The following is a 12,236-nucleotide window of genomic DNA, read 5'->3' as shown; positions in this document are numbered from 1 at the left end:
TTTAGAGTGCAGAAATAGATTATTTGCATTTTTCTTTGACGTAATTTTTTAATTCATTAAAACAATATTCAGGTGAAGGCCTAATGCTCGTGCGACATATCGCTGCAGCAGGAGCTATTCATGATCGCATGAACTATAGTGTCATGCGTTTCCAGTGGGGGCGCGTTGATCTCAAAATCGAGATAAAACGTATTCAAGGAAAGTTTATATATGCTATTAAGCACCTGATATTAAATGATGCTTGCATCTTACTGCATCGAATACACTATAACGGCGAAGATAGCATCAACTACGCTTTTTTAATGTATCATGATAGTAATATCACCGATCAACAGGCGCTATAGCATGACTAGTGCCCTATGCTATCTTTGACGATTCTAAATACTATTAGAACCTTTTATGTTATTTCACTAAAAATATTCAGTCCAGTGCCATTAATCACTACATAAATAATGTCACACGTATTGACGTTTTATGCGACTATTAAAAATCTTTTCTCGAGTGTTGCGCACACACTAGCCTGAACATCTTACCGACTGACGTATAATTTAAAAAATCGCCTGAACGTATTCCTTCTGCTAATACCCCAATCTGAGTTATATAATCTTCTTCTTCGACAGCTACAGCGAGTGCTTTTCCTGTAGATGTAGACAGTATCTACATCATTTCTCTATTCTCTTAGAGAAAAGTAGTGGTGTGAGGGCTATCTTGTGATTAGCCTAGTCGTTTACGGTACGTTTTTGCTTAAGTAAAGCGATTATTTTTTGAATAAAGGGAATAGTCTTTTCTACTTATTAGTGAAATTTTCAATTTATTTAAAATATTTCTTAAACGACACTCATGATATTTAAACTGCAGAAATTAGTTTCTTATCTTCCCTAACTTTCAGAAATAGCACGCTACTGGTTAACGAAACGACTTAGTGGTTACCTAAGTTTATGAGACCATTATTCACGATAAGATTAGGTTGTTAGGTCTTTTGCACACCGAAAATATGGGAGAGAGAACGCGCTGTCAAGGCGGCCATACCGCATTTTTCATTGATGCAAAAAAACCTCCCTCATGACCGGATGACCTAGCATTGCATGACGCAAAGCGCCCTAAGGGGCGCCTTCTATTATGTTCTGAGTAGTGTTTTGCCGAGAAGTCTTTTGGCTCAGCGGCGCTGGTGTTCTTCAATCGTTTATGAGATCAGCAGATAAGTAATAGACCTATCTTGCTGATATAAAATGATCGCTTAAATTTCCTAGGAAATCGCTAGAAAAAAACAAGCAAACCGTAGCATGGCTCCGTTAGTGTGCTGAAGGTATATTCCCGGAATGTCGTTTCCAGAAAATTTAGCTATTAGACTTGCGGTTTAAGTCTATTTCCTGCCCGCTTTCTCAGCTGAGAAAGGAATTTGACATTTCTGAAGGCTCTAATTCTTTACCTACTCGTCTTTATTGTCGTATGTTGCTCAAAGAAGCACTGCATTGCTGCTATTGCTTTAGAACAAAAAAGAAGCATGTCTAGAAGACCGCGCTGCCTCTATAGAATGAGAGATGACTACCCACATTCTTGTTAGAACGATTCTGATAGTGATACGACATAAAATCAAAGATTGCAAAATCGCATCAGTCATATAAAGACAATCAACTTCAAACACCGCATACGGGATGGACTACGGAATCTAGATCCTCATCATCTAAAGGTTCGACAACACGCTGCAGCCCTACCACGCTCTCATCTTTTGGGGCGCGGATCAATGTCACTCCTTGGGTATTACGACCGACGATACTCACCTCAGAGACCCGCATGCGCACCAGCGTACCCGCATCAGTTATCATCATAATCTGATCACAATCATTTACCTGCACTGCACCCACTACTCCTCCATTACGCTTGCTCACCTTGATTGATATAACACCCTGTGTCGCGCGAGATCTTGTCGGATACTCTACCTCTGCAGTGCGCTTTCCATAGCCGTGCTGCGTGACCGTTAGCAGCGAACCGTTGCCATGCGGCACGATGAGAGAGACTACCCGATCGCCTTTTGCTAGGCTTATCCCCCGAACGCCGGTCGCAGTCCTGCCCATGCTACGCACTTGATTTTCTGGAAACCGCACTACTTTACCGTAAGCGGAAAATAGCATGACTTCGTTGCTGCCGTTGGTCAGATCAACCCCTATCAGCTCATCTCCATCGTTAAGCTTAACAGCGATAATCCCAGCGCTACGCCGTCGGCTGAACTCAATCAGAGAGGTTTTCTTCACAGTACCACTAGCGGTCGCCATAAAGACGTGGCATCCGTCTTCATATTCACTCACTGGCAAAATAGCAGTGATGCGTTCGTTCGACTCCAGTGGCAATAGGTTAACGATTGGACGGCCGCGAGAGCCACGGCTTGCTTCCGGTAACTGATAGACCTTCATCCAATACATCCGTCCTCGGCTGGAGAATAGTAAAATGGTCTGGTGGCTGTTTGCTACTAGTAGGCGAGAGATGAAGTCCTCTTCCTTGATACTGGCTGCTGATTTTCCTTTACCTCCACGACGTTGCGCTTCATATTCCGTAAGGGGCTGGTACTTGACGTATCCCTGGTGAGACAACGTCACAACCACATCTTCCTGGTTAATGAGATCCTCGATATTAATCTCTGAAGTATTGGCCGTGATCTCAGTACGTCGAGCATCATGATACTCCTCTTTAATGGTCTGTAGCTCTGCGCGAATCACTGCCATCAGTCGGTCTGGACTATGTAGGATGCGGACAAGTTCAGTTATCTCAGTTAAAAGCACTTGATATTCATCAAGCAGCTTTTTCTGTTCTAGGGAGGTTAGTTTTTGCAGCCGAAGGTCCAAAATTGCCAGTACCTGCTGCTCAGTCAGATAATATTGACCATCGCGTACGCCATACTGCGGTCCCAACCACTCTGGACGCGCCGCCGTGTTACCATCAGGCTCCAGTATGGCAGAGACGCTGCCCAGCACCCATGAACTCGACATAAGTTCGGCCTTCGCGTCTAAGGGCCTTGGTGCCTTGCGAATTAAATAAATAATCTGGTCGATATTTACGAGTGCGACCGCCAATGCTTCTAGCATATGAGCCCGATCACGAGCCTGTCGCAACTCAAAAACAGTACGGCGAGTCACCACTTCTCGTCGGTGATGCACAAAAGCGGATAAAATCTTCTTCAGTGGCAAAACCTTTGGCTGCCCATGATGCAAAGCTACCATATTAATACCGAATGATACCTGCAACTGTGTTAAAGAGTACAAATTATTCAGTACCACTGCCCCTATGGCATCACGTTTGATCTCAATGACAATCCGCATGCCATCCTTATCGGACTCATCGCGTAGCCCATTGATGCCCTCAACGCGTCTTTCTTTTACTAGTTCAGCAATTTTCTCAACTAGGCGCGCTTTATTCACTTGATAAGGGATTTCACGCACGATAATCGTTTCGCGGGCGCTCTTATCGCTTACTTCCACATCTGCACGCGCACGGATGTAAAGTTTTCCACGTCCAGTCCTGTAAGCATCTTCGATGCCATGCCGACCATGAATGATAGCCGCGGTGGGAAAATCCGGCCCGGGGATGTGCTTCATGAGGTCTTCGATGCTAATATTCTCATCATCGATATAGGCTAAGCAGCCGTCGATCACTTCCGCAAGATTGTGCGGCGGAATGTTAGTGGCCATCCCGACAGCGATACCGGAAGAGCCATTAACTAGTAAGTTGGGGATCCTGGTGGGCATGACATCAGGAATTTTCTCGGTACCATCATAGTTCAATACGCAATCAACGGTCTCTTTTTCCAGATCCATTAGTAATTCATGGGCAATCTTTGCCATGCGGACTTCAGTATAACGCATAGCCGCAGCAGCGTCGCCGTCAACTGAACCGAAGTTGCCTTGGCCATCCACCAACATATAACGCAACGAGAATGGTTGCGCCATACGGACAATGGTGTCATAGACAGCGACATCCCCATGGGGGTGATATTTACCGATAACGTCGCCAACTAGACGCGCTGATTTTTTATAAGGTTTATTCCAGTCATTACCGAGCACGCTCATCGCGAACAGAACGCGACGGTGTACGGGTTTGAGTCCGTCCCGCACATCCGGCAATGCACGTCCAACGATGACGGACATGGCATAATCCAGATAAGAACGCTTTAGCTCTTCTTCGATATTGACCGGTGTAATTTCTCTGCGAAGGTCGCTCATGGAGCCGCCATCCCTTAAATAAAGCTTCTACCCGGATTTAAAGGTATTAAAGTATACCATTTTTTCTATAAAAGGGCCTGCTCACTATTGCAGGTGTATAAGAATTATTTCATATCAACCGCAGTGACGTCGATAACACCGGCCTCGCGAGAATTCCAGCGCCCAGAAAGTCCGTGTTCACATATATTTAAACGATAACATGTATCAGGAGTATTATATGGTCCCTGAAGTAAGTAAGACAGTGCAACATAATGCCCCTCCCACTCAGGAAAACGTCGATCCGGACGAAATCGCTACATTCGACGCCATAGCCTCCCATTGGTGGGATTGTGACGGCGCATTTAAATCGCTACACCGCATCAATCCGCTACGCTTAAATTATATTCTTGAACGCGCTGGAGGGCTGTTTGGGAAAAGCGTGTTAGACCTCGGATGTGGGGGGGGGATTTTAGCGGAAAGTATGGCCCGAGAAGGGGCGGAAGTGACCGCACTGGATATTAGCGCAGCACCGCTTGCAGTTGCCCGCCTACACGCACTGACGGGTTGTTTGGCCATAGATTATCGCGAGGAGACGGTAGAAACGCACGCTGATTCACATGCCTGTGCATATGATGTAGTGACCTGCATGGAAATGCTAGAGCATGTGCCAGATCCGGAGTCGGTCGTCCGCTCTTGCGCAGGACTAGTGAAGCCGGGCGGAGAGGTGTTTTTTTCAACCATCAACCGAACCCCGAAGGCTTGGCTCATAGCTATTGTTAGTGCCGAATATGTACTGCGTATGGTTCCGAAGGGCACGCATAATATCAATAGATTCATTAAACCTGCCGAGCTGCTAAGTTGGGTGGATGAAACGCTTCTGAGCGAGAGGCATATTATTGGTGTGCATTACAATTTACTGTGGGATCATTTTTATTTGGGCAGCAATGTAGATGTGAATTATATGTTGCATACGCACCGAAAAGAGTCATACGTTTCAGCGCTTCGCCAATAAATGACTGTTTTCCGGTATTCCGCATCGCGAAAAAAATTAATCAAACAGGAAAATATAGCATATTGAGACCATTTTATGGTGCGAACTTGACAACGATACGGTGCAAGTAAAATCATAGCTTACCTACTTTCTGAGAGTTTCTCCTCAACGTTATCCAAAAAAGTTGAGAAGTTACTTACTTGCATTGCAATAGCTTTGTCACTACCTTGTTACAAAATAATGACAAGACTCCATACTATTGAGTTTCCTCCTAGAAAAGCGTTATTGCCCGCCCGCCAGCAAGGCGTTTCTGGGTTATAAAGACAGGTATAAAGCCGAATGAATCAGATTATCCTAGTCACCAAGCGCGACGGACGTAAAGAAGAGATTAACCTCGATAAAATCCACCGAGTCATCGACTGGGCAGCAGAAGGGCTAGAAAATGTTTCCGTTTCCCAGGTAGAATTGCGTTCCCATATCCAATTCTACGAGGGCATCAAAACCTCTGATATTCAGGAAACCATCATCAAAGCCGCGGCGGACCTGATTTCGCACGAGGCGCCTGACTACCAGTATCTCGCAGCTCGGTTGGCAGTATTCCATTTACGAAAAAAAGCCTACGGCTGTTTTGAACCTCCGAGACTCTATGATCACGTATCACGGCTGGTCAGCATGGGGAAATATGATAAACATTTGCTCACAGATTATAGTGCTGATGACTTTGATCAGATGGACGCGGTGATTGATCACTGGCGTGACATGAAGTTCTCCTATGCCGCTGTCAAACAGCTTGAAGGAAAGTATCTGGCGCAAAACCGTGTAACTGGTAAGATATATGAGAGTGCTCAATTTCTCTATATGTTAGTAGCCGCCTGCCTGTTTTCTAGCTACCCGCGCACAACGCGCCTTGACTACGTCAAAAGGTTTTATGAAGCGGTTTCGACATTTAAAATTTCCCTACCGACGCCGATTATGTCGGGCGTACGTACGCCGACCCGTCAATTCAGTTCTTGCGTTCTCATCGAATGCGGCGATAACCTAGATTCTATTAACGCCACCTCCAACGCGATCGTAAAATACGTTTCCCAGCGCGCGGGAATTGGTATTAACGCTGGCCGTATTCGTGCGATGGGTAGCTCGATCCGCGGCGGAGAGGCTTTCCATACCGGATGTATTCCATTTTATAAACATTTTCAGACCGCCGTCAAATCCTGCTCGCAAGGCGGAGTGCGTGGCGGCGCAGCCACCCTGTTCTTCCCCCTCTGGCATCTGGAGGTGCGAAGCTTATTGGTGCTAAAAAACAACCGTGGCGTGGAAGCCAATCGGGTTCGCCATATCGATTACGGGGTACAAATTAATAAACTGATGTACCAGCGACTAGTCAAGAGTCAAGACATCACTTTATTTAGCCCTTCCGACGTACCGGGACTGTATAACGCATTCTTCTCCGATCAGGAGAAATTTGAGCGGCTGTATACTCAGTATGAACAAGACACAAACATACGCCAGCACCGCATCAAGGCAGTAGAATTATTCTCACTGATGATGCAAGAACGCGCTTCCACTGGACGCATCTATGTACAGAATGTAGATCATTGCAATACCCATAGCCCATTTGACGCAGCGGTAGCACCGATTCGACAATCTAACCTATGCCTGGAAATAACTCTTCCCACCAACCCCCTAAAACATCTTACCGACGACAACGGTGAAGTCGCCCTGTGCACTCTTTCAGCCTTCAACCTAGGAGAGATTAATCACTTAGATGACTTAAAAGAGTTAGCGACGCTTGTTGTTCGCGCCTTAGATGCGCTGCTAGACTATCAAGACTATCCGATCCCAGCAGCCAAGCGCAGCGCCAGAGGACGTCGTACCCTCGGTGTGGGGGTGATCAACTTTGCTTATTATCTTGCTAAGCATGGCGTACGCTATTCAGACGGTAGCGCTAACAGCCTTACCCATCGCACTTTTGAGGCCATTCAGTACTATTTGCTGAAAGCTTCCAATGACTTAGCCCACGAGCGCGGTGCTTGCCCATGGTTTCATCAAACCACTTATGCACAGGGTATTTTACCTATCGGAACCTACAAAAAAGCTGTCGATAGCATTGTTAATGAACCGCTGCACTACGACTGGGAAGCGCTGAGAGCAAACATATTGCAGCACGGCTTGCGTAACTCTACCCTATCGGCAGTGATGCCGTCGGAAACCTCATCGCAGATTGCCAACGCTACTAATGGCATCGAGCCACCACGCGGCTTGGTAAGTATTAAAGCCTCTAAAGACGGCATTCTTCGCCAGGTCGTACCTGATTCCATCCGTTTACAAGAGGCCTATGAGCTGCTCTGGGAGATGCCTAGCAACGACGGGTATCTTCACTTAGTGGGAGTAATGCAGAAATTCGTCGATCAGGCTATATCTGCTAACACTAATTACGATCCGTCCCGTTTTCCGGCCGGAAAAGTGCCAATGAAGCAACTATTAAAGGATTTGCTAACGGCGTACAAATTCGGGATAAAAACGCTATATTACCAAAATACCCGCGACGGTGCGGAAGACGCCCAGGAAGACATGCAGTCGGCGCATCCGAATAATTGCGAAAGCGGCGCCTGCAAGATTTGAATATGAACGCGGGTGGTAACGATACTGCCTGTATGTAACGGGAGCTTTTATGGTCTATACTTCGTTTTCACAAGTGCAAAATAACCAGCTGCTGGAGCCAATGTTTTTCGGTCAATCAGTTAACGTTGTCCGCTTCGACCAGCAGAAATACGATATTTTTGAGAAGCTGATTGAGAAACAACTCTCGTTCTTTTGGCGCCCAGAAGAAGTAGATGTGTCGCGCGATCGCATCGACTATCAAGCGCTACCAGAGCACGAAAAACATATTTTTATTAGCAATCTTAAGTACCAGACGCTACTAGATTCGATCCAAGGCCGCAGTCCTAATGTAGCGCTTCTTCCGCTGATTTCAATACCGGAACTGGAAACTTGGGTGGAAACTTGGGCATTTTCAGAAACCATCCATTCACGCTCTTATACCCACATTATACGCAACATTGTTAACGATCCATCGCTCGTGTTCGACGATATCGTCTCCAATGAAGAGATCCTAAAACGCGCGAAGGATATTTCTGGTTACTACGATGGTCTTATAGAGATGACCAGCTATTATCACCTGCTAGGAGAGGGCACTCATCAAGTCAACGGTAAAGCTCTAGTAGTAAATCTTCATGAGCTGAAGAAAAAGCTCTATCTTTGTCTTATGAGCGTCAATGCGCTGGAGGCAATCCGGTTCTATGTTAGTTTCGCCTGCTCGTTCGCCTTTGCCGAACGTGAACTGATGGAGGGAAACGCCAAAATTATTCGTCTGATCGCCCGAGATGAAGCACTGCATCTGACCGGTACTCAGCATATGCTAAACCTAATGCGTTCAGGTGAGGACGATCCTGAAATGACTGAGATTGCGCGCGAATGCCAGCAGGACAGTGATGCTCTTTTCCTGTTAGCGGCGCAACAGGAAAAAGATTGGGCAAACTATCTATTCCGAGATGGGTCGATGATCGGCCTGAACAGAGAAATCCTGTGTCAATATGTGGAATATATTACCAATACCCGCATGAAGGCAGTAGGTTTGTCTCTTCCCTTTAACACCCGCTCCAATCCAATTCCCTGGATTAACTCCTGGCTGGTCTCGGATAACGTCCAGGTAGCGCCGCAGGAGGTAGAGGTAAGCTCTTATCTAGTAGGGCAGATTGACGCCGAAATTAACAGCGACGATCTGATTGACTGCCAGCTATGACTAAAACATCTATCACCTGCCTTCAGCAAAACTACTCATCGTATGTTCCTTGCATAAAAACATAGCTCCGTCGCTTACTGCTAGAGTTGACGAAGCTAAAAAAAAGGGGGTTATATTGAACTTCAGTTCACTCGAGATACTTCGGAGCCTGAGTGCTGTTCCCTACTGATTGGAAAAATGAAATGTCATAAAAAGATGAATAGCATTTGTCAGTATAGGGGTCACTCTTCTCTACTCTAGTCCAGCACGCGACGATTTGAGGCTAAAGTTATAGTCGTCTATCTGAGAGACAAGCGAGCATCCTTTTTCCAACCCATTCTCGATAAACCTTTGCCGAGCGGAAAAAATGTATGCGTTATGAAATGAGATTTTCTTCATACTGAGATGACATAAGATGAAAATACCGTATCAGGGCATGAAGAACATAGATGACCCAAGATGAAAAGTAGATAGCGTTGAAAAATAGCCTTAACGTAAAAACGATTTTTTTCGCAGGAGTTATATGCTTAACGTTGCCAGGCATTAGCGTATTGTGCAGCCAAACTGTTCTCCTCTGCCGCTACTAAAAACACTAGCGTCGTTAACGGTACAACTGATCGAGCATAATAGGTTCGAGTCTGTATATTAGACGTTAGAAGTGCGTTTAGATTCGAATTATTTAGCAGAGAAAGTGGCATAAGAACCGCGGATCGAGGTGATAAATAGTGTCATAGTAAATCTTTAGATAATATTGACCAAGAAAGAAAAAATTACTTAGTTTGAAGAAAAACACGCCTGATTAATTTTTGGCGATCATTGATTAAAAGCGGACATTATGATCAGATGCGTGATACGCATAAACATTAGCCTACTCGGCAGTAACTGATCGCGGTAAAAGTACTAGATATGCAAAGAGATAAAAAATCCGCTACATCAGATCACTTACGAATGAGTAGTTTACGGTAGGTGGCTGCACTACCTACTCTGAGTAGACGTTACCTACTTAGTACCACATAACCCGTCGTTTATGTATCTCATATCGTCGATGTTTTTTCCGGTGCTAGTGTCATCTGGCGTCTCTTAACCTTAATAGAAACGTCTTTGTGTCTGGATACGCATCAGCCGTTTCTTTAAGTATAACCTGGAAAATGCATGCCCATTACTTACACGGAGACTGACAGCTTGTTTCGGTATAGTACTAAAAGTACCAAAAAGATGCTGATATTCTTTTAGGAGTTATTAAAAGCACTGACGCACACAAGAATGCATTCGAAAAAGCACTAACCGGTTCTAAAACTCGGCTCAGTTACTACCGGTCTTTGGATAACATCGCGGATAGAAGTAGATCACTTTCTTTCGCGCTACACTGCGCAGTGTAGTTAAATAATAGATGGTTATTAGTCAACTAAGGAAGGTCTATTTCTCCAACTAAATCCAGAATGAAACATTCCTATGCATAATGAACGTGAGAGAAATCGATTTACCATGGCACTAATCCATCTCTAATGAGATTAATTTTTTCAAAATATTGCTTTTCAAAAAAACACACCGTTCTTGTAGAACAAGCGGGTGAGGATGTTAAGATTGTGACCATATACACGGAATATATCAAGGACAAAAGGTGCTAGAAATAGCGAATGAACGGCATCTCTTTTTTTCAGATTGTGTAGGCAGAATCGCCCCTTACGCAAGATAAGCAGTTATTCTTTGCTATGTGATACCAAGGAAACTCTAAAGGCATTTTATGGGTTTTGGCAAGCCAGCGATTTTTGTTACTTGGCTTGCCGCTCCATTTGAAAACAAATAAAAAAGATAACGGCTATTTCCTTTTTCTGCACCATAAGTCTGCGACAAGGCCTTTATCAGCAACCGGACGGCTGGGGACGTGTTATATTGTAAATAGAACGCGCGCACGAAATGAATAACCTCCCAGTGGTCTTCGCTAAGAGTTATCCCTTCGATACGGGCAATTTCCACTGCCAACGCCTCAGTCCAATCCTGAAGGCAGATTAGATATCCCTGTGCATCGGTTTTAATTTCTATGCCATTAAACTCCATCGATAGCCTCCTAGATTAAAAATAATTTAATGTTGAGAGAGAGTAGCAAATCTAACACTCAGCAACACTTCCATAACCAAGTAATTTATTGAATAAAAAAGCACTTTTAACAATAGCCCTGCTAGCAAGGCTATTGTTACGCGATGCAGGTAATGTACAGGATTCCTAACAGAATGTTCTACATATGACACGAATGCCCTAATTTTCATTTTTCAAAACCCACAAAACGAACTGATTCGGCTCCCATACCAACAACTTTAAGGCTACTGCTAGCTTGAGTGAACATATGGATATTCTGCGAGCAGTTTAGTAAACCCACGGAGATCTGCAAGGTGACATAATGTCATGCGCCCTGACAAGCAACGGTCATGCGCTAGATGCGGATACATCTTCCACTAACATGAATAATACAACAGCTATTGCACTGCATGTTGACATGTTTATGGTTATATTAACCGTCGCTATTAACCTTTTGAGGGAAGAACGGTTTGTGCATTCTTAGCAGTCATCTCATGCGATGCATAACAGAGCGTTGATACCCTTGTATCGCCCTTAGCAATAGATTGTAAATCTATTGCGTTATCTAAGACCAAAATAGTGTCTATTCCATGTAGCACCGGCTGATTTTTCTCTTCATGCTATCTAGCATGTGACACTTCTTACAAGTGGTGTTATAAATAATCCGGTCATTAATTTTAAACTTCTGCTATAGAAATGATTTATTGCTACGCATTCCAGCAAGCTAAGCGCTAGATGACTGCAACTGTCTTGTTATTCAATCAATCCATCGCTATATGTACCCCTTAATCATCTTATTAACATTCACTAAGGTTATGAGTAAAACGTTATTATGTTGGATCATAATAGCAGTGATAGAAAAAGAGCTGAGCTAGATGGCATGTGCCCTTATTCAGAAAATCACTTTCGTACTGCTCAATAATTTCTGTCGCTAGAGAAAGTCCGAGTCCTTGTCCTGGACAAAACGTATCGGCGCGCTGTTTGCGCTGGAAAATGAGGGTCCGTTTGGAGGCCGGAATGCATGGGCCATCATCTTCAATCATAATATGTAGTGCGATTTTTTTTCTGCAGGCGCTAACTTCGATATATTTCAGACAATATTTGTAGGCATTATCTAAAATGTTACCCATGACTTCGTATAAGGTCATTTTTCTCGCCGATAAATTTTAATTTAGGAGCAATATGCCACGAAAGA

Annotated in this window: 7 protein-coding genes; 4 read left to right on the top strand and 3 right to left on the bottom strand. The window is 44.5% G+C overall.

What is annotated here, in order from left to right:
* Positions 1-83: 83 nt before the first annotated feature.
* Positions 84-344: a hypothetical protein gene (locus tag A359_RS00515; RefSeq protein ID WP_014887829.1), complete on the top strand. Its 261-nt coding sequence runs from the start codon at positions 84-86 to the stop codon at positions 342-344.
* 1,293 nt (positions 345-1,637) lie between these two features.
* Here A359_RS00515 and gyrA read toward each other — a convergent pair.
* Positions 1,638-4,214, bottom strand: a complete 2,577-nt coding sequence (gene gyrA / locus A359_RS00510) for a DNA topoisomerase (ATP-hydrolyzing) subunit A (protein ID WP_014887828.1) — start codon at positions 4,212-4,214, stop codon at positions 1,638-1,640.
* 217 nt (positions 4,215-4,431) lie between these two features.
* Between gyrA and ubiG the strand changes: the two genes are divergently transcribed.
* From ubiG to nrdB, 3 genes are all read left to right on the top strand, one after another.
* Positions 4,432-5,205 carry a bifunctional 2-polyprenyl-6-hydroxyphenol methylase/3-demethylubiquinol 3-O-methyltransferase UbiG gene (gene ubiG / locus A359_RS00505; RefSeq protein WP_014887827.1) on the top strand — a complete coding sequence of 258 codons (774 nt, stop codon included), beginning with the start codon at positions 4,432-4,434 and terminating at the stop codon, positions 5,203-5,205.
* A gap of 318 nt (positions 5,206-5,523) precedes the next feature.
* Positions 5,524-7,806: a class 1a ribonucleoside-diphosphate reductase subunit alpha gene (gene nrdA / locus A359_RS00500; RefSeq protein WP_014887826.1), complete on the top strand. Its 2,283-nt coding sequence runs from the start codon at positions 5,524-5,526 to the stop codon at positions 7,804-7,806.
* Positions 7,807-7,855: 49 nt separating this feature from the next.
* Positions 7,856-8,986: a class Ia ribonucleoside-diphosphate reductase subunit beta gene (gene nrdB, locus A359_RS00495; RefSeq protein ID WP_014887825.1), complete on the top strand. Its 1,131-nt coding sequence runs from the start codon at positions 7,856-7,858 to the stop codon at positions 8,984-8,986.
* 1,710 nt (positions 8,987-10,696) lie between these two features.
* On the opposite strand, the gene A359_RS00490 is transcribed toward nrdB, so the two are convergent.
* Both A359_RS00490 and A359_RS04140 read right to left on the bottom strand, forming a co-directional pair.
* A complete protein-coding gene (locus A359_RS00490) occupies positions 10,697-11,023 on the bottom strand; it encodes a TusE/DsrC/DsvC family sulfur relay protein (protein WP_014887824.1) in 327 nt (108 codons plus the stop codon).
* A gap of 848 nt (positions 11,024-11,871) precedes the next feature.
* The gene (locus A359_RS04140; protein WP_014887822.1) at positions 11,872-12,189 is read right to left on the bottom strand and encodes an ATP-binding protein; all 318 of its coding nucleotides are present in this window, start codon (positions 12,187-12,189) and stop codon (positions 11,872-11,874) included.
* Positions 12,190-12,236 lie beyond the last annotated feature (47 nt).

The sequence above is a fragment of the secondary endosymbiont of Ctenarytaina eucalypti genome (genome assembly GCF_000287335.1).
GTDB lineage: Bacteria > Pseudomonadota > Gammaproteobacteria > Enterobacterales > Enterobacteriaceae.
The sequence above is the reverse complement of the archived record's forward strand: the minus strand, read 5'-3'. Positions and strand labels throughout refer to the sequence as shown.